This is a genomic window from Herpetosiphon llansteffanensis, assembly GCF_003205875.1.
Classification (GTDB): Bacteria; Chloroflexota; Chloroflexia; order Chloroflexales; family Herpetosiphonaceae; genus Herpetosiphon; species Herpetosiphon llansteffanensis.
On the sequence record NZ_PUBZ01000095.1, the window covers coordinates 13,619 to 37,619 of the forward strand.

A 24,001-nucleotide genomic window follows, 5' to 3' on the forward strand; every position below is an offset into this window, starting at 1 on the left:
GGGTTAGTTTACGCGGTATTAGTTCTCAGACTATGGTTCATGCTAGCACGAATTTGGGCTAAACCATTGATCGAATTGAAACATGATCGCTGCCAAAGCGGCAATTGGTGCAGTTTCGGCGCGTAAAATCCGCGTGCCCAAACTCACGCTGAGCAAGCCTGCTTGGTTGGCAGCTTCAAGCTCCGCTTCAGTCCAGCCGCCCTCAGGGCCGCTCCAAATGCCAAGTTCGTGACGTGGCTCCAAGGCTAAGGCTGCCTTGAAGGCCATAGTTTGGCCAGTTTCGGCCAACAGCAAATGCCCACGAGCTTGAGGCAAGGCTTGGGCCACGGTTTGCGCTTCGTGCAAGATCGGCAAGCGCCCACGGCCAGCTTGCTCGGCGGCCTCGCGAATAATCCGCTGCCAACGTTCGCGTTTGGTTAGTGTAACATCAGCTTGCGAGCGCTCGCAGAGCAACGGTACAAACGCGGTTGCGCCCAATTCAGTGCATTTTTGCAAGGCGATTTCGAAGCGTTCGCCGCGCGTCAGGGCAAGATAAAGCGTGACGTTGATACTTGGCTCGCCATTGGCTGCATAGCGTTGCAATATTCGGCCTTGAGCTTCGCGCTTATTCAAGCTGACCAATTCGGCAATATAGCCCGTGCCAAGGCCATCGAGCAGCGCAATATGCTGACCAACGCGCAAACGCAGCACATTATTCCATTGGTGCAGCAACTCGCGCTCAGTCACATGCAAGGCTTCGCCCTGAATGGCCTCGGCTGGCACAAAAAAACGATAGGTATTTTTCATTAGGCTGGCTTGCGATGGGTAAAAGCAACCCAATCGCCTTGGGTGCGTCGTTCAACTTGCTCTAAACCTACCGCCTCAAATGCTGCCACCACATCGGCTTCGCGCTCGTTGATAATGCCTGAGGTAATCAGCACGCCGCCTGGTTTGAGCGCCGCAAGGTAATCATTACCCAAAACAACATGCACTTTGGCCAAAATATTGGCCAAAATCACATCGAACTCGTTATGATGGCGATAGCTTTGCGGCGTGCCAAGTTGTGCACCTTCCCAGCCAAGCCAATGTTCCAACGGCGCATCGCCCAAACTACCTTCCAAGGCCGTTACCAAGGTTTCAGCGTGATTGATGCGGGCATTTTCGGCAGTTGCTTCAACCGCAATTGGGTCGGTATCCAAGGCCAAAACTCGTTGCGAGCCAAGCTTGGCCGCGCCAACCGCCAAAATCCCCGAGCCACAGCCAAGATCAAGCACCGTGGTGTTGTTAAATTCGATCAATTCCATCAATTCAAGGCAGAGTTGGGTGGTAGGGTGCAAGCCAGTGCCAAAGGCCATGCCTGGGTCGAGATTGAGCACCACATCGTTTTCAGTAGCTTCGTGTTCTAGCCACGAAGGCACAATTACAAAACGCTGGCCGATGCGGCGGGTGCGATAGTGCTCTTTCCAAGCGTTGGCCCAATCTTCTTCGGCGATGGTTTTAACCTGCAAATCGCCAACCGGACGCATCATGCCAAGCACCCACAAGCTGCGTTCGATGTTGGTTTGGGCATCGGCTGCTTGCTCGTTGGCCAGTAAGTAGGTGCGCACAATCACTGGTTTATTGGTATCAATTTGATATTCTGGTGAGTCGAGCGATGGGATGATGGCCTCTTCGACGGCCACGCCACCGTTATAGCCATATTGGGCAAATAATTCCGACACACTTTCGACCGCTTCGGTATCGACGGTCACGCTCAGTTCGAGCCACTGCATAAAAACCCCTATTTGGAAGGATGAATTATGAGGGATAAAGGATGAACCTCATTTCTCATAATTCAGGCCTTTTTAGAAAGCAAAAATAATTTAAAGCCGTAAAATCCCTCATCCCTCATCCCTCATCCCTCATCCCTCATCCCTCATCCCTCATCCCTCATCCCTCATCCCTCATCCCTCATCCCTCATCCCTCATCCCTCATCCTTTCACTGTCCACGTTGTGCCAGTTGGGCCGTCTTCGAGCTGCACATCAAGCTCGCTCAGGCGGTTGCGCACCAAATCGGAGAGTGCCCATTGCTTGGCTTTGCGCAATTCGGCGCGTAGCTCAATCAACAATTCGATGAATGGCGCTGCATCGGTTTTGCCAGCACTGCTTGCTTCCAAGCGCAGGCCGAGCACCGCTGCCAATTCGCGCAAGCGGGCTTGAGCAGCCTCGAATGGCTCGCCACCAACGCCAGCATCACGCGCTGCGTTGATCGAACGCACCAAATCAAACAGCACCGCCAAAGCCGCTGCGCTGTTGAAATCGCTATCCATCGCGCTGCGGAAATCGGCTGGAGCTTTAGCAACGATAGTATTGAGCGTATCAACCACCGCGCCGCTGGTCGTTGTGCCGTGGGCTGGCTTCAAAGCAGACATGATGCGCTCGAGTTTGCGTTCGGTATCAGCCAAAACCTCTTCATTATAAACCAATGGCGCACGATACGAGCCAGAAAGCACCAGCAAGCGCATAATATCGGCGGAGTGTTCGCTTAAAAATTGATCAATCGTGATCAAATTGCCCAGCGATTTGCTCATTTTCTCGCCAGCCAATTGCAGCATGCCATTATGCATCCAGACTTGGGCAAAATTTTTGCCCGTCAATGATTCGGTTTGGGCAATTTCATTTTCGTGGTGGGGGAAAATGAGGTCGTTGCCGCCGCCGTGAATATCAATTTGCTCAGCTAATTCGTGCAAACTCATGGCCGAGCATTCGATATGCCAACCAGGTCGGCCTTGGCCCCATGGGCTTTCCCAGGCTGGCTCGCCGGGCTTGGCCGATTTCCACAAGGCAAAATCTAAAGGATCGTCTTTGGCTTCGTCGGGAGCGATCCGTGCGCCAGAACGCATATCGTCGACGGCGCGCCGCGAAAGCTTGCCATAATCTTCATCGCCACGCACCCGAAAATAGACATCGCCATTGCTGGCATGATAGGCAGCATCTTTGGCAATCAGGCCTTCAATAAACTGAATAATTTGCGGAATTGTGGTTGAAACCCGTGGGTAGGCGGTGGCAGGAAGCACATTCAACTGGCCCAATTGCTCAAGAAAGGCCAAGGTATAGCTTTCGGCCAATTCCATCGGGTCGCGACCTTGTTCGTTGGCGCGGCGAATAATTTTATCGTCAACATCGGTAAAATTCATCACATGGCGCACCGTATAGCCCGACCACTCCAAATAGCGCCGCACAACATCGAACACGACAGCTGACATGGCATGGCCAATATGGGCATCAGAATACACCGTCGGCCCACAGACATACATCGACACATGGTCAGCAACCAACGGTGTAAACGGCTCGGTCTGGCGGGTAAGGGTGTTGTAAATTGCTAATGCCATAAATCTGGCTCCTCAACACAATAATAAAGAGCTAAATACCGTCAGCGTATTGCATCTCGTAACTTTGCAAATCTTCAAGGCAATCGAAGGGATCGTCGCCAGGGGTACGTTGGGCGCTGAGTACGGCAATATGGTAGGCTTGGCTGCCCATGGCGCTTTCTAGCTCGATCACCCGTTGATTGAGCGTTTGGACCGATTCGTGGAGTGAGCGCAACATTGCGCCCTCAGGGTCGGGCAACATTTCAACGCGATTGGTTTGGCCAGTTTGGGGGTCGCGGGTTGCCACCACCCGCGCAGGTACGCCAATTGCGGTTGAATAGGCAGGCACTGGCTTGACCACAACCGCACCACCGCCGATGCGCGCGCCTTCGCCAATCGTAATTGCCCCAAGCACTTTGGCTCCAACCCCGATCACCACGTGGTTGCCGATAGTTGGGTGACGTTTGCCGATTTCCTTGCCAGTTCCGCCGAGCGTTACGCCTTGATACATCACCACATCATCGCCGATAATCGCCGTTTCGCCAACCACAATGCCCATCCCATGGTCGATAAACAAGCGCTGGCCAATCGTCGCGCCGGGGTGAATTTCAATGCCGGTAAAAAAGCGCGTGAGTTGCGAAAGCAAGCGCGGAATAAAAGGCAACTTTTGCTTCCAAAGCCAGTGAGTTAGGCGATGGATTTGGACAGCCTGAAACCCAGGGTAGAGCAGCACCTCAAAAATCGAGCGCGCAGCTGGGTCATTGTGTAAAATTGTCTGAATATCTTCGCGAACCGAACGCCACCAATGCCTCATATCGATCCATTCCTTTCGCAGACAAAAAGAAAGCCCAAGGCCATTAGCCTTAAGCCAAGTACCTTGGGTTCTTGAATGTCGCTTTAGGCCGCAGCCGAAGACTCTGATTTGCTGGTTTCGGCTTTGGGAGCTTCAGGCTTGCTTTCGCTGGTTGCAGCGGCAGGCGCAGCAGCACTACTGGCATCGCTATTTGTTGATGCAGGTGTGCTTGATTTGCTGCTACTGGTGCTGTTATTGCCTGAACGACTATCATTAATATACCATCCACTACCCTTGAATACCACCCCAACCGGCTGAAATACACGTTTGATCGTGCCTTGACAGCGCGGACAGATTGTCAGCGGCTCGTCAGAGAAGCGTTGAAATTGCTCGAATTGTGCGCCACATGCTTGGCACGCATACACATAGGTTGGCACGTTACCATACCTCCGACAGGATGAAAGTTTAACGCAACAAAGCCCCAAAAGGCACATTGCTTCATTCTACCGTAATTATGGTCGCTGATCAACCAAGCAAAGAACATAGAGCAAAGAACATAGAGCATAGATGGGAGTTCGTTTTGATCCACGAAGGACACGAAGAGCACGAAGCACGGAACCGCGAAGAGCGCGAAGGACGCGAAGTTAAGTTTTTTAGCCACAAATCACCCAGATTTTTTGATTATATTCCAATAGCCTATAGCCACACTGTCTCTGCGCCTCTGCGTTAAAAATCCGATCCCCAATCCCCAATCCCCACTAAACAATCATCTTTGACATAAGCAATTCTTGGTGCTACCATAGGCGCTGCGGGGAATTTTGGAAACGCATATCCCGACGTTGGAGGGTGCTCATGCAGCAGCAGCTAGAACAGTTTTTAGCCTATTTAACGGTTGAGCGCGGTTTAACCAGTAACACTATTGCCGCATATCGAACCGATCTCGACCAATTTGTTACCTTTATTGTCGAACGCAATGCAGGCAGCTGGAGCAGCGTCTCCCGCGATGACCTGTTGGCGTTCTTGCTCTTTCTCAAAGAAAAGCGCTACGCAACCTCCACGATCGCACGTCGTACTGCTGCAATTAAATCGTTTTTTGAATACCTGCAAGGCCAACATATTATTGCCACGAATCCAACCGAAAACTTGGATTCGCCCAAGGTTGATCGTTTCTTGCCCAAAGCGATTACGGTCGCGCAAGTTGACGAACTGCTTGAATTGCCCCTCACGACTAGCGGCCCCGAAGGCCTGCGCGATAAAGCCATGCTCGAAGTGTTGTATGCCACTGGCATGCGCGTCAGCGAGTTGGTTGCGCTTGATGTTCAAGATGTCGATCTGAATACCCATCAGATTCGCTGCTTGGGCAAGGCCAATAAGGAGCGTAGCTTGCCGATTGCTGGCAGCCCAAGCACCGCCTTGGAAGAATATCACGATATGGCACGTGGCCAGATTAGCCGTAACGGCGGCGACCCAGCCTTGTTTCTCAATCATCGGGGCAAGCGGCTCACCCGCCAAGGCTTTTGGTTGATCTTGAAGGGCTATGCTGAACGCTTAGGCCTGAGCGATTTAACCCCTCATACCTTGCGCCACTCGTTCGCAACCCATATGCTCAATCGGGGCCGGGATTTGCGCGAAGTGCAAGAGTTACTTGGCCATGCAAGTATTTCAACAACGCAAATTTATACCCAAGTAAGTAACGACCGCAACGTTAAATACGATCAAGCAGCGCAGCGCCCAAAAATCGCTGATGCCGCCGAAGTCGAATTTAGCGCCTAAGCAAATCAGTCGTTGGGCTGAATAGACTTGCTAGCAGCTATGCTAGAGTTAACCCCAACAACATGATGCCTATTGGCGACGAACCGTAGAAGTAGGCTGGAACGTAGCGTGCAGCGATGTGGGGATAGTGCAAGCCCACACGCCGAAACCAGCAGAATGGCGACGGGGAGCCAATTACAATAGATCTCAAAGGTGCCTTGGTGTTGAACTAAGGAACTGGGGTGGAACCGCGAAGCGTTTTTTCTTCGTCCCCAGGCAGTGCTAGCAATAGCGTTGCCTGGGGATGACCGTTTTTAGCAAGGATGAAGGATGAAGAATAAAGGATGAAATAGGCTGAACGTTTCCACAATTGTGATCAATCGATCAGTGATTTGGAATATTTTCATCCCTCATCCCTCATCCTTCATCCTTTTCATGGAGGTTTTTATGCCAGCAACAACGATGGATGAATTGGTTTCATTATGCAAGCGGCGGGGCTTTATTTTTCCTGGCTCGGATATTTATGGCGGTTTGCAGGGAACCTATGATTACGGCCCGTTGGGGGTTGAGCTCAAAAATAATCTCAAAGCCGCGTGGTGGCGAGCCATGGTCTATGAACGCGACGATGTGGAAGGCCTCGATGCTTCGATTTTGACCCATCGCTTGGTGCTGCGCCACTCTGGCCACGAAGCAACCTTTACCGATCCAATGGTCGATTGTCGCAATTGTAAAAGCCGTTGGCGTGCCGACCAACTCAAAGACAACAAATGTGAAAAATGTGGCTCAACCGATCTGACCGAGCCACGTCCATTCAATTTGATGTTCAAAACCGCCGTCGGGCCAGTTGCCGAAGAAGGCTCGTTTGCCTATTTGCGGCCTGAAACTGCCCAAGGCATCTTTACCAACTTCAAAAACGTGGTCGATTCAACCGCGCGCCGTTTGCCATTTGGGATTGCCCAAATTGGTAAGGCTTTTCGCAACGAAATTACGCCACGCAACTTTATCTTCCGCGTGCGTGAATTTGAGCAAATGGAGCTTGAATTCTTTGTGCAGCCTGGTACCGACGATCAATGGCATAGCCAATGGGTCGATGCCCGTTTGCAATGGTGGCGCGATCAAGGCTTGCTCAGCGAAAATCTGCAGGCCTATCATCAAGCAGGCGATGAACTAGCCCACTATGCCAAAGCCTGCGTCGATATTCTGTATAAATTCCCGCATGGTTTGGAAGAATTAGAGGGGATTGCCAATCGTACCGATTTCGACCTTGGCTCGCATACCCGCAGCCAAGCAGATTTTGGCTTATCGGCAAACGTCGATCCCAACGAAGATAGCACCGCCAAGCTGACGATTCCGCACCCAGAAACCCAAAAACCGCTGGTGCCATTCGTCATCGAGCCATCAGCAGGGGTTGATCGTGGGGTTTTGGCGGTTTTGACCGAAGCCTACACCAAGGAAACTTTGGAAAACGGCTCAGAACGCATTGTGTTGAAGCTCAAGCCACACTTAGCGCCAATCAAGGTTGCGGTGTTGCCATTGGCCCGCAACAAGCCAGAGATCGTCGAAAAAGCCAAAGCTGTTAAAAACTTGTTGATGGCAACCGGCATTGGCCGCATTTTCTACGAAGATACCGGCAACATCGGCAAGGGTTATCGCCGTCACGACGAAGTTGGTACGCCGTTCTGCATCACCGTCGACTTTGATACCTTGGGCCGTGGCGATGATCCCAGTTTGACCGACACCGTGACCGTGCGCGACCGCGACACCATGAGCCAAGTGCGGATTCCAATCAACGAATTGGCCGCCTATATTCGCGAACGCTTAGTCTAAACTGCTCACTCAAAGCCGCTATTCAGCCAAGCTCAGTTTATGGGCTTGGCTTTTTTTGATGGTAGCAAGCTGTAACCTAAAGTTGAACAAGCGGGTAAACGAAGGTGGTACAATAGCGCTAGAACTCATACCTACAATCCCACACCCTGAGGAGCCACCCGTGAAACGTTTTTTTCAGCAATGGCTTCATTCGCTTACGTATTCCGACCCCATTCAATTGCAACAGGCCCAAATTATGCAGGGCATTCTCTTAGGTTCGTTTTTGGCCAGCACTGGCGCTTTAGTTGTTCCGTTCATTGCTCCAGTCACCACAACTCAATCGATTGGCATTGCGATCGCAATTGGCGCAGCGATTATGATTTTTCTAGGAGCGTTGTTACTCCTGCGGCGCAATTATTTTAAGCTGGCGCTCTTTGGCAGTGTTTTTGGCTTATCGTTCTTTTTATTAATTATGTTGCTTGGTACGGGCTTGGCCGATAGCGGCGCGATTATTTTTGGCTTGGCTGTGCCCATGGCCTTGGCAAGCTTGCTGAGTGGCCGCAAATTGACCTTTGTGATGATCGGCGTTGGCATGTTTGGCTTGATTGCAACTGCCTTGGCCGAAGCATTTGTGCCCCAAATCACTGGTTTTGCCAAACCGATGGATAAAAACTATGGCGGGATTATTGGTGGCTACATGGCAGTTGCTTTGGTGCTAGGCATGGTTTTATCGAGCTATAGCAGCGCCTTATCAACCGCGCTAAGCAGCGCCCACACCCGCCAAACCGAGCTAGAACAGCTGCAAGCAAGCCTTGAAAAAACCGTGGCCGAGCGCACTGCAACCTTGCAAAATACCTTGGCTGAATTGAAGCAGCGTGCCACAGAACAAGCTCAATTGCTGGAAGCCAACCAGCAACAAGCGGCGGTTATTCGTGAGTTGGGTGTGCCAATTATTCCGCTGGGTGGGCGACGCTTGGTCGTGCCATTAGTTGGACAACTTGATAGCGATCGCTTGGCCACGATTCGCGAACGGGTGATTACGGCGGTGGTGCAGCAACGCGCCCGCCAAGTGCTGCTTGATGTGACTGGTGTGCCGTTGGTTGATGTCTATATGGCTGGCGAATTGGCGGCGGTGATTGCCGCTACCAGCTTGGTTGGAGCCGAAACCGCCTTAGTTGGCATCAATCCTGATGTTGCCCAAGGCTTGGTTGGTTCTGGCATTGATGTTAGTCGTTTGCCGGCGTTTGCCACGTTGGAACAAGCCCTGAATTCGTAGCCTGCAACGTTGTAATTGGGAGATTTTCGATGGCGCTTGAGCAACCCACCCGGGCGTTGGTGATTGGCGGTTGTGGCTTTGTTGGCAAGCATTTGGTGCAGCAACTTTTGGCCAGCGGGCGACCTGTACGGGTGTTTGATCTTCAGCCCTATCCCGACCAGCAAGTCGAATCGGTCGTTGGCGATTTGCGCCGTGCTGAGCAAGTTTTAGAAGCTTGCCGCGATGTTGGCACGGTCTTTTTGTGTGCTGCTGCGGTCGATTGGGGTTGGGGCAATGCCCAATTATTGCACGATGTGAATGTGCTCGGGCCGCAGCATGTGGTTGCTGCCTGCAAAGCCATGGGCGTTGCGCAACTAATTTACACCAGCAGCGTTGATGTGGTTTTCGAGGGCAAGCCAATTCGCGCTGGTGATGAGCGCTTGCCCTATCCCAAGCGCCATTTAGATATTTACGGCGCGACCAAAACCGCTGGCGAGCGCTTCGTCTTGGCGGCCAATGGTCAGGCTGGCTTGGCAACCTGTTCATTACGTTTGGGCGGGGTTTATGGCCCAGGCGATTCGCACCGTTTGCCATCGTTGGTCAATTTGGGCAGGCGCAGTGCGATTCCACGCTTGGGCGATGGCTCGGCACGCTTTTCGCATATCTACGTGGAGAATGCTGCGCATGGCCATATTCTCGCGGCCCAACATCTAACCGTTGCTGGTGTGATGGGCGGCCAAGCCTATTTCTTGGTTGATCCTGATCCTGATAACTTTTTTCTGTTTCTCAAGCCCATTATCGAAGCCTTGGGTTTGCGCATGGCGCAGCGCCATGTGCCATTTGGCCTCATGCATGCGCTAGCGTGGCCCAGCGAAACCTGGTATCGCACCACCCGCAGCAAACAACGCCCCAGCCTAACCCGCTACACGGTTACCTCAACCTGCGTTGATTTTTGGTTTACCGGAGCCAAAGCCACCCAAGATTTTGGCTACCAGCCGCTGGTGGGGCTGGCCGAGGCCCGCCAACGCACCATTGAGTGGGCCAAGCGCGAGTTTAATTTAGGAATGAAATAATATCAAAAATCAGAAATCAAAAAGCAAAAGGCAGAAAAGAGCGATTGATTGGGGGTCGGAGGTCGGGCACGGCTGACCTCTTTTTTTCGTCTACTGAAGGCGGGAGCGAGGTGGAGCACGCGTTTTTAGCGACGCATTGCGCAAGAACCACAGCATTAAAATTAAAGCCCCTCGCCCATCGGATGGGAGAGGGGTTGGGGTGAGGGGATCTTAACTACCCTTGTAAGCCCCTGATCTCTCGCTGCTGCCCCTCTGCTCTATGCTCTATGTTCTATGTTCTATGTTCTATGCCTTTGTTCTTTGTTCTCTCTTCTAAGCCTACAAACCTTCACCAAAGCAGAATGACAGCAAGCTACGAATGTGCTATAGTGGTGACGAACGGCGCAAAGCCGTGAAAGCATTCTTATTTTGGTGCGAAATATTAAGGAGTCACTTGTGGCACGAGTAGCAATCAACGGCTTCGGTCGCATCGGTCGCCAAAGCTTCAAAACCATCTTGGATCTCTATCGCGATGAGTTGGAAATTGTTGCAATCAACGACCTGACCGATAACCAAACGTTGGCCCACCTGCTCAAGTACGATTCAACCTATGGTTCATTCGATGGCGATGTCACCGCCACTGAAGATACAATCAGCGTTACCTTCGCCGATGAAGAAGAGCCAATGGTCATCAAGGCCTTGGCCGAGCGCGATCCGTCAAAGTTACCATGGGGTGAGCTCAACGTCGATATCGTGATTGAATCGACTGGGATTTTCACTGATGCTAGCAAAGCCAAACTGCACTTAGACGCAGGCGCAAAGAAAGTTATCATCAGCGCTCCCGCCAAAAACGAAGACATTACGGTCTGTATCGGCGTGAACGAAGAAAACTACGACCCTGAAAAACATACGATTGTTTCAAATGCATCATGTACCACCAACTGTTTGGCTCCTGTGGCCAAAGTCTTGAACGATAAGTTCGGGATTGTGCATGGCTTGATGACGACGATTCACTCGTACACAATGGACCAAAACCTGCAAGACGGCCCCCACAAAGATTTGCGTCGCGCTCGCGCCGCTGCTTTGAACATGGTTCCAACGACCACTGGTGCTGCTAAAGCTGTGGCCTTGGTTATCCCTGAGCTGAAGGGCAAGTTCGACGGTTTCTCAGTGCGCGTCCCAACCCCAACCGTTTCAATGATTGACTTTGTGGTCGAATTGACCAACGGCGCAACCGTTGAAACCATCAACAATGCCTTTATCGAAGCCTCACAAGGCGCAATGGAAGGCGTGTTGGGCGTAACCAACGAGCCATTGGTCTCATCAGACTTTATCGGGACTTCATACTCAAGCGTCGTCGACTTGAGCTTGACAATGGCGATTGGCGAAAAGATGGTCAAAGTTGTTGCTTGGTACGACAACGAATGGGGCTATGCAACCCGCATTGCCGACCTCACCGCTTACATCGCTGAAAAGCTCTAAGTTTTTCTTCGCAAACCAAACGCGCTGGTGGTTTTGAGCCACCAGCGCGTTTTTTAATTGGCTATAGGCTATAGGCTTATGTGAATCCAAACGATGTTCTGCTAGCCAAAAGCCAATAGCCTATAGCCCTCTATGCTCTGCGCCGCTGCGTTGAAAATGCGATTCACGGAGACTGCGAAGGTTTTATATTTTTAGCCACAGATTGCACAGATTAGCTTGATTGCTGTTCTGCTAGCCAAAAGCCAATAGCCCTCTATGCTCTGCTCCTCTGCGTTAAAATGCCCCCGAAGGTTTTATATTTTTAGCCACAGATTGCACAGATTAGCTTGATTATTGTTCCGATAGCCAAAAGCCAATAGCCTATAGCCCAATCTCCTATGTTCTATGCTCTATGTTCTATGTTCTTAATTTCATCCTTACTTCACTCTACGCCGCTGCTTTAAAATGAATCCCGTCTTTGCCCGATAGCCTGACCCCCGATCCCTAACCCCTGATCCCCAGCTTTTACAACGAACCGCCATCGGCCAACTTATAGCCAACGCCGCGCACCGTCAGAATCCGGCGGGGCTTCGATGGCAGTTCTTCGATTTTCTCGCGTAAGCGGCGTACACACACATCGACAAGGTTGGTTTGGCCAACGTATTCGTAGCCCCACACTTCACGAAATAATACTTCGCGATCAAACACTTGGCCTGCATTCGCCGCCAAGAAATAGAGCAACTCAAATTCCATCGGCGTGAGATTAACATCCTCGCCAGCGAGCAGCACTTTGTGGCGTGGCTCGTCAATTTCTAAATCGCCAATGCGCACAATCGGCGAGGCTTTGCGATGTTGATAGCCTTCGACGCGCCGAATAATCGCCTCGACTCGTGCTTGCAGTTCAGCAGTACGAAACGGCTTGGTAATATAATCATCAGCGCCTAGCTCAAAGCCATGCACCACATCATCGGTGCCATCGCGGGCGGTAATAATAATAATTGGCACATCGGAACGCGAACGAATGCGCTCGGTCACCGTGAAGCCATCAACATACGGCATCATCACATCTATCAGCAAAAGCTGATATTCGCCATCGCGATACATTTTGAGCGCTTCGAGGCCATTGGAAACTGTGACGAGTTGATAGCGCTGGCCGCTTAACGCCACCTCGACCAAGCGCAAAATCGCCGGATCATCATCGGCAACCAGAATTTTGCGCTGATGGGCATTTTCTTCATGGCGTTCGTTAGTTCGGTTGAGCAAACGCATACAAGCACTCCTTGCACAGTTAAGGAATCTCTGTATATGCTACCAAGAAAGTGCGCATTCGGCTAGGTCTATTGGGCATAACTCAAAGGATTTTGATGTGTCCCCTCACCCCAACCCCTCGCCCACGCGGCGGGCGAGGGGGAGCACCCGTTTTCATCACCAATCATGCAAAAACCACAAAACAAAAGCCCCTCGCCCGCGCCACGGGAGAGGGGTTGGGGTGAGGGAATCCTAGCCTTTGACTGTGCCCGCCGTCAGGCCACGAATCAGTTGGCGCGAGAAAATGAGGTAGAGCACTAGCACCGGCGCAATCGCCAAGGTCAACATCGCCAACAAGGCGCTCCAATCGGTTTGAAATTGACCAAGGAATTGTTGTGCGCCAAGCGTGAGGGTGCGCGAAGCCTCGCCAGGAGCTAAAACCAGCGGAAACCATAAATCGTTCCAAATTGGCAGCATCACGAAAATCGCCAAGGTTGCCAAGGCTGGGCGCATCAAGGGCAAAACCAACCAAAATACTTGGTACTCGCTGGCTCCATCAAGCCTCGCTGCATCCTTGAGGTCGCTTGGCACTTGGCGCATATATTGCGAAAGCACAAAAATCGCCATCGGCAAGCCTTGGGCGCTATACACCAAAATTAACGACCAAATTGTGTCTTGCAGATTCAGCGCAACCATTAGTTTTAGAATACTCACAGTTGCCAAACGAATCGGAATCATCAAGCCAATTAGCGCATAGAGAGTAAAAAAGCCCCGTCCCCGAAAGCGATATTCAGTCAAACCAAAGGCGGTCATGGCTCCAAGCAGCAAAATGAGGCCAATCGAGCCAAGCGTTACCAGCAAGCTATTGCCAAGATAATGCAAAATCGCAGTTTGTTTAAAAACCGTTGCATAACCAACTGGATCAAACAGCTCGCCAAGGGGCGGCGAATAGGGCTTTTGGAAAATTGCTTGCGAGCCTTTGAACGAGTTCATCACTACCAAAATTACCGGCGCAATCGCCAACAAGGTGTAGCTGCCCAAGATCGCATGCACCAGCAATGGCGTGAGCCAGCGGCTTGGCCGCATGGTGTTGGGAGCGGTTTTTGGTTGGGTCATGGGCGGTTTACTCACAAGCGAATTAGAGCTCATAGCTTACAACCTTGCGTTGCCAAACTAATAAATACAGCAAACTGCCAAACAAGATAATCAAAAAGATTACCATGGCAATTGTCGTACCCATCGCATAATCGCCAAGTTGCAGCTGGAAGCCGTAGAAGGTGCGATAGAAGAAGGTGCCGAGCAAATCGGTCGAGAAGTTTGGCCCTGCCAGCGCACCCTTGGCGGTATACACCAAGTCAAAGGCGTTGAAGTTGCCAATAAAGGTCAAAATGCTCACAATCCCAACTGTCGGCAGAATGAGCGGAAATTTGACCCGCCAAAATAATTGCCAAGCACTCGCGCCATCAACCCGCGCTGCTTCCAAAATATCTTGCGGCACAGCCAGCAGCGCTGTCATAAAAAAGAGCATTGGAATGCCAACAAATTGCCAAATTGAAATCAAGGCCACGGTTGGCAACGATGTGCTTTCTAAACCAAGCCATGGGCGATAGCGAATGCCTAAAAAATCGCTAATCGCTGGCGCAATGCCCCAGGTCGGGCTGAGAATCAGTTGCCAAATAAAGCCCACAATCACAAACGAAAGCATGGTTGGCGAAAAAAGCAGGGTGCGGTAGATGCTACGCCCACGTAGATTTTTGCTATCGAGCAGCGCTGCCAACAGCAAGCCCAAGGGATTTTGCAAAACCATATGCAAGATAAAAAAGAGCACAGTATTTTTCAGCGCCCGCCAAAAATAGGGCCACCACTGGCTATCAGTAAACAGCCGTTGATAATTGCTCACGCCCACAAAATTGGCTCCATCGGAGCTAAACAGGCTTAAGCGCAAGGTATCGAGCAAGGGAAAAACCATCACGATGCTGTAGAGCAAGAGGGCTGGCGCGAGAAATACCGCAATATGCCAGCGTGGGCGCGATTTGTTGGGGCGCAGCATAGGCAACTCTTTCATCAAACCATTGCCACCTCGCTAAAAAGCCCAGCGAGGTGGCAAGACCACAGGTTAGTTAGGGTTTTTTGTACCAATTATCCAAGCCCTTTTGAAGATCTTGGGCTGCTGCTTCTGGCGCGAACGTGCCGTTAATCACGCCAACGCTGGTACGCCATAATTCGTTTTCGAGGTTTGGCTCGCCGCGTGAGAGAATTTGGTAGGAGTTGCGGATGGTTGATTGACATTGTTTGCGCCAATCAACGAAGGTTTGGGCCAACGGATTCTTCAGGGTCACCGGATAATCCGACAAGCTGAAGAAGCCAGGCAAGGCATTGCTAAATTCGCCAGCAAATTCAGGCCCAGTCATCCATTCAAGGAAGGTGCGGGCTTCGGCCATATGCGTGGTTTTGGCGTTAATCCCAATTCCAATGTCGGTGTGATCGCTGATAAAACATTGATCGTTGGCATTGACAACGGGAGCTTTGAACGCGCCAAGCTCAAATTTGGCATTTTGGTTGAAGTAGGCAATATCCCACGAGCCAGCGGGGTAGATTGCGCCGCGACCTGAGGCAAACAAGATTTGGGCATCGGCATATTTGACAGCCTCGAAGCCTTCGGGCAGGTAATCGCGCCAGCGCTCAAGGTCTTTGAAGGTTGAAACATAGGCGGCATCGGTTAATTTGGTGCTACCGTCAATCAAGGCTTTGCGGCCATTTTCGCCAAGCCAATAATTTGGCCCGATGTTTTGGAAGCCCATGGTTGCTGCTTCCCATTGCTCTGCTGTGCCCATCACCAATGGCGTGTAGCGGCCATCTTGCTTGATTTTATCGAGCACTGCAAAGAATTCAGCGACCGTTTTGGGTTCGCTCAGGCCAAGTTCATTGAAGATTGTTTTGTTGTAGATAAAGCCATGGATGACCGAGGCCATTGGCAAGCAGAATAGGGTCTTGCCATCGTCGGTTTGCCAAGCGCTTTTGGCCACATCGCTAAAGTGCGCAACGCCTTGCAAATCGTTGAGCGGAGCCAGATGGCCTGCGGTGTACAAGCCCAATGAAACATCAAAAGGCCGACAGGTAATCAGATCGCCAGCAGTGCCAGCTTCGAGCTTGCTATTGAGCGCAGCATTGTATTCAGTGGGCGCGGTTGGCCGAAACTCCACATGAATATTGGGATTGCTCTTCTCAAACAACGGAATAATCTGTTCAGTCCAAACCTTTTGGTCGTCGCTGCGCCAGCTTTCAATCGTGATCGTCACCCGATTGGCATTCGTGGCAGGAGCTTCGGTGGCACTGCCGCCACCACACGCGGCTAAAACCGTCGTTAATAAGCTAGCGCAAGCCAGCTTCCAAGGCCATTTGCGAACCATAACACACTCCTGTCTAGGACGCTGCGGATTGTTGAAGCTTTTAAATTGAACGAGCTTTGATGTTGGCTACAATGTGGAGAGGAATAAACTTTATTAGTTCATTGGATTTAGTAAACAGACAGTACCATAAACGCTTAAGAATTGTCAAGTTTTGGCTGAAGGAGTGGGTTGATGAGGTTAAAACAAAGCACTCACTGCGTGGACAGTGAGTGCAAATGGTGACGCATACGGGATTCGAACCCGTGATCTTCACCTTGAAAGGGTGACGTCCTAGGCCGCTAGACGAATGCGCCGTTTGGTTTAGGGCTTGAGTATTCTACTCGTAACGGAGATTTTTGTCAAATTGGAGCTTGGCTGCAAAATCAGCCAGATTATTGAGGCTTAATTCGCTAAAATCTGCGACGATATTCGCCAGCGTTTTAGCTTGATTGCGCTGCTTTGGCTGCACAATTTGGATAGCGAGTGATCTATGCCTCAACCCCAAGCGGTGCTCTTAATTGGTTTGCAAGCAAGCGGCAAATCAACCTTCTATGTACAGCGATTTTTACACACCCATGTGCGCATCAATCGTGATATGCTGCGCACCAAGCATCGCGAACAGCGCTTAGTGGAATGTTGCTTGTTGATTAAACAAGCCTTTGTGATTGATAAAATGAACCTTGAGCGCACCCAACGCGCCGCCTACATTCAGGCCGCCAAGGCTGCGGGCTTCACGGTTGAAGGCTATTTTTTACAATCTGATTTGGCTGCGTGCCTAGAACGCAACCGCCAGCGCCCCAACGATCAGCACGTGCCTGAACTCGCTATCCGTGGCTCGATCAAGCGCTTGGAAATGCCCGATTTAGCTGAAGGTTTTGCCCGTTTGTGGCTAGTGCGACAACTGCCAGCCCAGCAATTTGCAGTTATTCCATGGGAGGAGCAATGAATTTCGAGCAGCTTGATCAATTAATGCGGGTCTATGAAACCTCCAGCGATCAAACTGTGCTACCAAATATTTGGATGGTGGCACGCATTGATGGCCGCTCGTTTACCCGCCTAACCAAAGATGTGATGAACTATCAACGCCCGTTTGATCAACGTTTTCGCGATGCAATGCTGAGCACGGTTAGCCATTTGTTGGATTGTGGCTTTCCTGTGCTCTATGGTTATACCCAAAGCGACGAGATTTCGCTGCTTTTCAGCTATCGCTGCGATGTATTTGGCCGCAAGTTGCGCAAATATTGCTCAATTTTGGCGGGCGAAGCTAGTGGCCATTTTAGCCTTGCGATTCAACAGCAAGCCAGCTTTGATTGCCGAATTTGCCAATTGCCCACCGATCAACTGGTGTATGATTATTTTCGCTGGCGTATGGAAGATGCCCATCGCAACGCGCTGAATGCCTATTGCTACTGGACATTGCGCGACCAAGCGCTCAATCCGCAAATGGCGCACGATCAGGTTGCTAAGTTTTCCGTCGCCCAGAAAAATGAGTTGCTGTTTCAACATGGCATCAATTTTAACGATCTGGTTGCCTGGCAAAAGCGTGGCATTGGCTTGTATTGGCGTAATGTTGATCACGCGGGCTTTAATCCCCAAACGCAAATGCCAACTATCACCCAACGCCGTAACATCCATGTTGAGCTTGAATTGCCGCAGCGCGAAAACTACACAGCGTTGCTGCACAATTTATTAGATCGTTGATTTTTATAACTAGGAGTTTTTATGGCGATAAATGTGGCTTTAGTTGGGTTTGGCATGGCTAGCCAAGTGTTTCACGCACCGCTGATTATGGCCGAGCCGCGCTTAAATTTACACACCGTGGTGCAGCGCCAGAGCCAAACTGCGCGCGAAAGCTACCCAACCGTGCAGGTTGTCGCCGATCTTGGCGAAGCCTTGGCGAACCCAGCAATTGAATTGATTGTGATCGCTACGCCGAATCAAACGCACGCTGATTTGGCAGCCCAAGCCTTGAGCGCTGGCAAGCATGTGGTCGTCGATAAGCCGTTTACGCTCAACAGTCTGCAAGCAGATCAACTGATTGCGCTGGCTGAGCACCAGCAACGGGTGCTGAGCGTGTTTCATAATCGGCGTTGGGATGGTGATTTTCTGACCACAAAGGCAGTGATTGATGCTGGTTGGTTGGGGCGATTGGTGAGCTACGAATGTCATTACGATCGCTATCGGCCCCAGCTGAAACAGGGAGCTTGGCGCGAACAAGCCAGCGCTGGCAGTGGCATTTTGTATGATCTTGGCTCACATTTGATCGATCAGGCTGTGGTGTTGTTTGGCTTGCCCCAAACGATCACGGCCCAACTTGCCAAGCAACGTGATGGCGCGCAAACCGTCGATTATTTTGATCTGCGGTTGGGCTATGCTGAGTTGCAGGTAACGCTCAAAGCAGGCATGTTGGTACGCGAACCAGGGCCGCGCTTCAGTGTGCATGGTACACATGGCTCGTGGCTCAAAGCGGGCATCGATCCGCAAGAAGCTGCTTTGAAAGCTGGGCAAACGCCAAATAGCCCAAATTGGGGCCAAGAGCCAGCCGCCGATTGGGGGCTGCTCAACACTGAAGCCAATGGCTTAGCGCTGCGCGGCACAATTGAAACGCTGGCGGGCGATTACCCAGCCTATTATCGCAATTTTGCCCAAGCGATCAGTGGCGAGGCTGCGTTGGCTGTAAGTGCCAAGCAAGCCCGCGCTGTGATTCGCTTGATCGAGTTGGCCGAACAAAGCGCCGCCGAACAACGCACGCTTGTGATGTGAATTGCCCTCACCCCCAACCTTTCAAGGGTCGGTTTTTAGGAATTGGTGGTGTAGAGCGTTCCCTCACCCCCCAGCCCCCTCTCCCACTGAAACGCGGGCGAGGGGGAGCCACCATTTTTACCACGAATTCCGCAAAAACCACCGTTTAAAGCCCCTCGCCCGCGCACGGGAGAGGGGTTGGGATGAGGGGATTTTAACACCACGACTTAGCGATAGTTGTTGAACTGCAAGGGCAGCGCAAAATCGTCGCCGCGTTCGCGCAACAGCGTCATCACCGATTGCAATTCATCTTTGCTTTTCGATGAAACGCGCAGCGAATCGCCTTGAATTCGAGCTTGAGCCTTAGGAACTTCGGCCTTAATCAATTTTACAATTTTCTTGGCAATATCTTCGGCAATGCCTTTGCGCAAGGTAATAACTTGGCGAATTTTCATGCCGCCAATTTCCTCAGGCTCGCCATAATCAAACAATTTGATCGAAAGATTGCGGCGCAAGGCTTTGGTTTCGAGAATATCACGAACAGCATTCAAGGCCAATTCGCTGCCGGTTACCAGCGTAATTTCCTTTTCGCCAAGCGTAATTTCGGTATTCGTATCTTTCAAATCATAGCGAGTACCAACATCGCGCTTGGTTTGATCAACAGCATTAATTAACTCTTGACGGTCAAAATCTGAAACGACATCAAAACTAAATTCAGCCACAAAAAGCCTCCCAATACGTTTGCTAGATAATGAATGCAGCTTTAACTATACCCCAAGAATGCTGCATGGCGTTCAGCTACGGTTAATTGGGCGTATAAATTGTGGTGACAACTTGGTTGGGCGCGCCCATGCGCACCGGCGCTTTGCCATTGTGAATCACTTCGACCACGGCGGCATTGCCAGCCTTGACCTGAACTGTTTGCTGGGCCGAGAAGGTCTGCGTCCAGCCGTTACTTTGAATACCTTCGATGGTATTTTGGCCATCGACTAAAACTTGCAGCCACGACGAACCACCATCAACCCGCAGCACCACTTGGACGGGAACATCTTGGGTTGGGGTTATGGTGACGGTTGGCGTTGCCAATGGGTTAATTGGCGAGGGTACTGAACCATCGGGATTGGTTGGTTGGGCGGTTGGCGTAGCTAATAAGGTTGGCGTAGGAATGACCGAGGTAGAGGTTGATGCCCCAGCCACTTGGGTACTATTGATTGTCGTAAGCCCAAGCGCATTTAGCGTCAGATAGCCGATCACCACCAAAGCTAATACCACCAAAATTACTGTCCAGAGACTGGGTAGAAAAATCGTATTCCGGCGCGGCGGCACTGCTGCGGGAACAACCTGAATCGGCGTTGAAGCACCACGCTCAATCCGATACAGATCAATTAACTCATCTGCGGGCAGATTCAAATACTGGGCATAATTTCGAATAAAACCACGGGCATACACATCGCCCGGCAGATGATGATATTCACCATGTTCGAGGGCCGCCAAATAGCGTTGGATAATTCGGGTTTCACTTGAAGCTTGAGCCAGCGAGATACCACGGGCTTCACGGGCTTCGCGAAATCGAAGGCCTAATCTGTTGTTTCCAGCGTTTGTCATGCTTTGCCTTGTGCCATGATGATGGTTGTCTGCATGCTGGTATTCGTCCATGGGGAACGGAGTGGATGAAGGTGCAGTTATGGCAACGCTGCCATCAAGCAATCTCATGTTCACTATAAATGGGCCCAATCGGACGAATGTCCGTAAGAAACAAGCCATGCTTGCCTCAGCCAAGCGCATTATACCACAGCCACTTTTATGCTCTGTGAAAAATGAGAAACTAGGATTAACAATCGTTAAGAATCCCTTGGCACTGGCTGTTTTTGGGCAGCAACCAGCGCCAAGGGATTCAGTGACGTTTATTTGAAGCTAAAAGCTTATGCGTCGCGGAAGAAGTCGATCACGTTGCCGCGTTCTTCTTCGCTGACCATCATTTCGATGAAGGTCACCCGATGCCATGGGTAAATCACCGATTGCACCCCGCCGCCAATATAGGGCACATCTTTGCCATCGCGGCGACGCATGTTGCTCACTCGAATAAAGGCATCGGTTGGCTGGGGATCGTCTTCCATCTCAGCCACAATTGGATCTTCGCCGCTCAAGTGCAAAATAACAATTCGAGCACCCATAAAAAACTCCTTCTACTAGCTAGAATGGTTTATTGACTGGTTAATTCAATCCGTAACAAAATATTGCCTAAGCGCACTTCATCGCCATGGCGCAAGGCTTTGGGGCTATTCGCAGCCAGTTTTTCACGATTGATAAAGGTACCATTCGAGCTACCCAAATCTTCGAGTGTACACACATTGCCGGTTTGAATGCGAATAATTGCATGACGACGCGAAACGCCAGCCTCTAGCCCTCCATCGGTCGAAAGATCAATATCGGGATAAAAACTGCCTTTGTTGTCTTGGCGGCCAATGACGATCGGCTGGTTGGTGTTGAAGCCAAGCTTGCGACCGCTATTCAGAATCACCACCCGCAGCACTGGAATCGCCGTATCGCGCGGTGGCGCAGGCGGCGGAATGACCAAATTGCCAGAGCCACCAGCCATTGAGGCCGCCCCAAGCGAAGCGGTGGTCTCACGAATGCGCGAAGGCAAAAACGACGAGCCACAGTCAATGCAGAAAAAGGTGCCTGGTAAATTTTCGGTTTCACACGCTGGACACTTAATCATAACAACTTCCTATTGCTCTCCGCCCCGTTCGCGAGCTACCAAGCCACGGGTGCCGTACTTAATCCGTTTGCGACCTTCATCGCTGGTTGTGCCGCTGCGTAACAGTCGGGTGGCCTCTTCTTGCACGGTTTGGGCCAGATCGGTTTGGCCCGATTCGAGCAGGCGCGTGCCAGCCATGCGCAGTTTTTTGGTAGCTTCTTCAATATTGCCTTGCTCAACATGTTGCCACGCCGAGGCTTGCAAGCGATAGGCCACAGTGCGTTCGAGCCAGTGCTTCACCACGCCATCAACATCTGGCCGAATTTGCTCTGCTGGCCGAATTGGCAATTGCACATCGACCTTGGTTTGCAAGGCTTGGCTGCTGATGCTCGGCACTTCGTAGAACATCTCGACCCGACAGATCGTTTGGTTGCCTGCTGGCATTGGCGGCACGACCATCTCCAACAAAAAGACCTGATCTTCGCGGCCAACCCACTCGCCGAGCGGCACGCGCCATAGAGTTTCGTTGTGGAGTTGCGGGGTGAGCGCAGCAATAAATGGGCGTACCCGAAACAGCGAACGAATCTCAGCTTGGGGGTGCAAGTGAAAGCGCAATTCAACCTTATGCGCCATCACATTTTGCAGCCGTTTGATCTCCTCGGAGAAGACGTTAACAATTTGCTGGGCGTTGGTGATGTATTCGGTGCGGCTATTTTCCGCCGAAGCGATGGTTTCGAGCAAATCTTCGTTCCACTCGTCGCCAATGCCAAGCGCTGTGATACCGATGCCCTTGGATTGCGCGCGGCGTGCGATTTCGACGCAGCGGCTTTCATCGCCATAGGTGCGGCCATCGGTCAACAAGACCATGCGGCTGATGCCGCGGCTCATCATGGGCCGCGAGATTTCTTGCAAGCCCATCATCATGCCAGTGGCCATTTCGGTGCCACCTTTGGCCTCGATCATACCAATTGCGCGTTTGATTTGGTCTTTATCGTTGGGGCGTTGGCAGGGCACAACCACTTCGGCGCGGTCGTTGAACGACACCACCGAGAAATAATCTTGGCGATTCAGTTGGTTGACGACGTTGTTACAGGCCTCTTTGACTTGGTAAAGCCGTTCGCCGCGCATTGAAGAGCTACGATCGACAATAAAACCAAGATTGACCGGAATTGCCAAATCGGCATCGGGAATGCCAGCAGGCGAGGCTTCGACCAACAAATAGACAATTTGCGGATCGTTGCTTTGGGCAACTGCTGGCCGCCCAGGGGTGATGCGCAGTTGAACCATTGCTTGGTTACTCATCGGAGCGCTCCTTGGGCTTGCAAGGGTGGCAATGAAACGACCACCGCGCTAATATTATCTTCGCCGCCTTCTAAGTTGGCGCGGGCAATCAAACGTTGGCAGGCATCTTGAGGCCAAGGCGTTTCATTGATGATCGCGGCCATCTCATCGTCGTCAACCATACTCCACAAGCCATCGCTACACAATAACAAATGGCTAATGCCCTCAAGGCTCTGATAGATTGAATCGACTTGCAGCTCAGGGTGTTGACCAACCGTCCGATAGAGTTGATTGCGCAGCGGATGATTGCGGGTTTCTTCTTCGGTCAATTGACCCATGGCAATCAAGCGCCCAACCGTCGAGTGATCGCTGGTGATGAGGCGCAACTTGCCATCGCTCATTGCATACAAGCGGCTATCGCCAACATGGGCAATGTAGAGGCCGTCGCCAACTAACAGCGCGGCGGTGCAGGTTGTGCCCATATCGGTGCCTTGGGCTTGAGCTTCGTTCCAAATCCGCGTGTTAGCATCTTGCACCGCCGTCATCATCAACAAGGGCAATGGATTGCCTGGATCTTCATCGGCCATGGCTGGTAGCGCTAATTGCTCCAATACGGCAATCATCACGGTTTCAATCGCCCGTCGCGAAGCGATTTCGCCGCCTTCGTGGCCGCCCATGCCGTCGGCAACCACAAACAGGCCAACACTCAAATCGTGCTCGCCATCGGGCAAACTCATCAACAGCGAGTAAACGCTATCTTGGTTGTTGCGCCGAATGCGCCCAATATCACGTGCAGCCCAGGTTGCCAAGCCACGGGTTGAAACCGCTTTGGCTACAATCGGCGCATTGCTAATATCGCGGGTTCCAAGATAGTTTGTGCCATCAGGATCGCGCTCCGGCAGTTGCTCCGGGTCGAGTGGGGCTGTGGTTTTTTGCGAGCGTTCGGTGGCCAAAGCACCAGCAGTTTGGGCTGCTGGCAATTCGGCTTCAGGTTCTGGGCTGGTTGGCGCTGGTTCGGTTACTACCTCGGCTGGTTCAACGCCAACAGCCTCAATGGCTGGTTCGACATGTGGCTCGTTGCTGGCAGGGTTCTCGATTGCAACCGCTGGTTGCTCGGTTGCAGCAGGAGCCGAATCAAGCGTGCTTGGTTCAGTTGAAGTACGCCCGAATAATTTACGAAAAAATCCCATG

The 24,001-nt window shown here is 51.5% G+C and carries 23 protein-coding genes and 1 tRNA gene; 8 read left to right on the forward strand and 16 right to left on the reverse strand.

What is annotated here, in order from left to right; translation table 11 throughout:
- Positions 1-42: 42 nt before the first annotated feature.
- The 5 genes from C5S61_RS13025 to C5S61_RS13045 form a co-directional block, all read right to left on the reverse strand.
- On the reverse strand, positions 43-786 hold the full coding sequence (locus tag C5S61_RS13025) for a 16S rRNA (uracil(1498)-N(3))-methyltransferase (RefSeq protein ID WP_110515484.1): 744 nt from the start codon (positions 784-786) through the stop codon (positions 43-45).
- A complete protein-coding gene (locus C5S61_RS13030) occupies positions 786-1,751 on the reverse strand; it encodes a 50S ribosomal protein L11 methyltransferase (protein WP_110515485.1) in 966 nt (321 codons plus the stop codon). Before C5S61_RS13030 ends, C5S61_RS13025 begins: the two co-directional genes overlap by 1 nt.
- 199 nt (positions 1,752-1,950) lie before the next feature.
- Positions 1,951-3,351 (reverse strand): cysteine--tRNA ligase, encoded by a 1,401-nt coding sequence (gene cysS / locus C5S61_RS13035; RefSeq protein ID WP_110515486.1) that lies wholly within the window; start codon positions 3,349-3,351, stop codon positions 1,951-1,953.
- Positions 3,352-3,382: 31 nt separating this feature from the next.
- A complete protein-coding gene (gene cysE, locus C5S61_RS13040) occupies positions 3,383-4,144 on the reverse strand; it encodes a serine O-acetyltransferase (RefSeq protein WP_110515487.1) in 762 nt (253 codons plus the stop codon).
- 83 nt (positions 4,145-4,227) lie between these two features.
- The gene (locus C5S61_RS13045; protein ID WP_110515488.1) at positions 4,228-4,560 is read right to left on the reverse strand and encodes an FmdB family zinc ribbon protein; all 333 of its coding nucleotides are present in this window, start codon (positions 4,558-4,560) and stop codon (positions 4,228-4,230) included.
- A 415-nt stretch (positions 4,561-4,975) separates the two neighbouring features.
- Here C5S61_RS13045 and xerA point away from each other — a divergent pair, with 415 nt between their 5' ends.
- The 5 genes from xerA to gap all read left to right on the forward strand — a co-directional run bounded on the left by xerA (position 4,976) and on the right by gap (position 11,470).
- Positions 4,976-5,896: a site-specific tyrosine recombinase/integron integrase gene (gene xerA / locus C5S61_RS13050; RefSeq protein ID WP_110515489.1), complete on the forward strand. Its 921-nt coding sequence runs from the start codon at positions 4,976-4,978 to the stop codon at positions 5,894-5,896.
- A gap of 426 nt (positions 5,897-6,322) precedes the next feature.
- Positions 6,323-7,702 (forward strand): glycine--tRNA ligase, encoded by a 1,380-nt coding sequence (locus C5S61_RS13055; RefSeq protein ID WP_110515490.1) that lies wholly within the window; start codon positions 6,323-6,325, stop codon positions 7,700-7,702.
- A 160-nt stretch (positions 7,703-7,862) separates the two neighbouring features.
- Positions 7,863-8,957 carry an STAS domain-containing protein gene (locus tag C5S61_RS13060; protein WP_164689434.1) on the forward strand — a complete coding sequence of 365 codons (1,095 nt, stop codon included), beginning with the start codon at positions 7,863-7,865 and terminating at the stop codon, positions 8,955-8,957.
- 29 nt (positions 8,958-8,986) lie between these two features.
- Entirely contained in the window at positions 8,987-10,009 is a 1,023-nt protein-coding gene (locus tag C5S61_RS13065) for an NAD-dependent epimerase/dehydratase family protein (protein ID WP_110515492.1), read from the forward strand.
- A 435-nt stretch (positions 10,010-10,444) separates the two neighbouring features.
- The gene (gap, locus tag C5S61_RS13070) at positions 10,445-11,470 is read left to right on the forward strand and encodes a type I glyceraldehyde-3-phosphate dehydrogenase (protein ID WP_110515493.1); all 1,026 of its coding nucleotides are present in this window, start codon (positions 10,445-10,447) and stop codon (positions 11,468-11,470) included.
- A 504-nt stretch (positions 11,471-11,974) separates the two neighbouring features.
- On the opposite strand, the gene C5S61_RS13075 is transcribed toward gap, so the two are convergent.
- From C5S61_RS13075 to C5S61_RS13095, 5 genes are all read right to left on the reverse strand, one after another.
- Complete coding sequence (locus C5S61_RS13075; protein WP_054534624.1) at positions 11,975-12,718, reverse strand: response regulator; 744 nt, start codon at positions 12,716-12,718, stop codon at positions 11,975-11,977.
- Between the two features lie 231 nt (positions 12,719-12,949).
- Positions 12,950-13,783: a carbohydrate ABC transporter permease gene (locus C5S61_RS13080; protein WP_164689440.1), complete on the reverse strand. Its 834-nt coding sequence runs from the start codon at positions 13,781-13,783 to the stop codon at positions 12,950-12,952.
- A 52-nt stretch (positions 13,784-13,835) separates the two neighbouring features.
- Positions 13,836-14,762 (reverse strand): carbohydrate ABC transporter permease, encoded by a 927-nt coding sequence (locus C5S61_RS13085; RefSeq protein WP_240614516.1) that lies wholly within the window; start codon positions 14,760-14,762, stop codon positions 13,836-13,838.
- 55 nt (positions 14,763-14,817) lie between these two features.
- The gene (locus tag C5S61_RS13090; protein WP_110515496.1) at positions 14,818-16,107 is read right to left on the reverse strand and encodes an ABC transporter substrate-binding protein; all 1,290 of its coding nucleotides are present in this window, start codon (positions 16,105-16,107) and stop codon (positions 14,818-14,820) included.
- 216 nt (positions 16,108-16,323) lie between these two features.
- A tRNA-Glu gene (locus tag C5S61_RS13095) sits at positions 16,324-16,400 on the reverse strand.
- Positions 16,401-16,576: 176 nt separating this feature from the next.
- On the opposite strand from C5S61_RS13095, the gene C5S61_RS13100 reads away from it, so the two are divergent.
- From C5S61_RS13100 to C5S61_RS13110, 3 genes are read left to right on the forward strand one after another with little or no spacing between them, the layout of a single operon-like run.
- Positions 16,577-17,032 (forward strand): AAA family ATPase, encoded by a 456-nt coding sequence (locus C5S61_RS13100; RefSeq protein WP_110515497.1) that lies wholly within the window; start codon positions 16,577-16,579, stop codon positions 17,030-17,032.
- Complete coding sequence (locus tag C5S61_RS13105; protein ID WP_110515498.1) at positions 17,029-17,787, forward strand: tRNA(His) guanylyltransferase Thg1 family protein; 759 nt, start codon at positions 17,029-17,031, stop codon at positions 17,785-17,787. Before C5S61_RS13100 ends, C5S61_RS13105 begins: the two co-directional genes overlap by 4 nt.
- A gap of 21 nt (positions 17,788-17,808) precedes the next feature.
- Positions 17,809-18,849 (forward strand): oxidoreductase, encoded by a 1,041-nt coding sequence (locus C5S61_RS13110; RefSeq protein WP_110515499.1) that lies wholly within the window; start codon positions 17,809-17,811, stop codon positions 18,847-18,849.
- Between the two features lie 206 nt (positions 18,850-19,055).
- Here C5S61_RS13110 and C5S61_RS13115 read toward each other — a convergent pair whose 3' ends face one another.
- The 6 genes from C5S61_RS13115 to C5S61_RS13140 all read right to left on the reverse strand — a co-directional run bounded on the left by C5S61_RS13115 (position 19,056) and on the right by C5S61_RS13140 (position 24,000).
- Entirely contained in the window at positions 19,056-19,550 is a 495-nt protein-coding gene (locus tag C5S61_RS13115; RefSeq protein ID WP_110515500.1) for a YajQ family cyclic di-GMP-binding protein, read from the reverse strand.
- Positions 19,551-19,632: 82 nt separating this feature from the next.
- Positions 19,633-20,433, reverse strand: a complete 801-nt coding sequence (locus C5S61_RS13120; protein ID WP_164689435.1) for a helix-turn-helix domain-containing protein — start codon at positions 20,431-20,433, stop codon at positions 19,633-19,635.
- A 317-nt stretch (positions 20,434-20,750) separates the two neighbouring features.
- Positions 20,751-21,002: a hypothetical protein gene (locus tag C5S61_RS13125; RefSeq protein WP_110515502.1), complete on the reverse strand. Its 252-nt coding sequence runs from the start codon at positions 21,000-21,002 to the stop codon at positions 20,751-20,753.
- Between the two features lie 29 nt (positions 21,003-21,031).
- Entirely contained in the window at positions 21,032-21,550 is a 519-nt protein-coding gene (locus tag C5S61_RS13130) for an FHA domain-containing protein (protein WP_110515503.1), read from the reverse strand.
- 9 nt (positions 21,551-21,559) lie between these two features.
- Complete coding sequence (locus C5S61_RS13135) at positions 21,560-22,831, reverse strand: vWA domain-containing protein (RefSeq protein WP_110515504.1); 1,272 nt, start codon at positions 22,829-22,831, stop codon at positions 21,560-21,562.
- Entirely contained in the window at positions 22,828-24,000 is a 1,173-nt protein-coding gene (locus C5S61_RS13140; RefSeq protein WP_110515505.1) for a PP2C family protein-serine/threonine phosphatase, read from the reverse strand. The genes C5S61_RS13135 and C5S61_RS13140 overlap by 4 nt, the downstream gene beginning before the upstream one ends.
- Position 24,001: the final 1 nt, after the last annotated feature.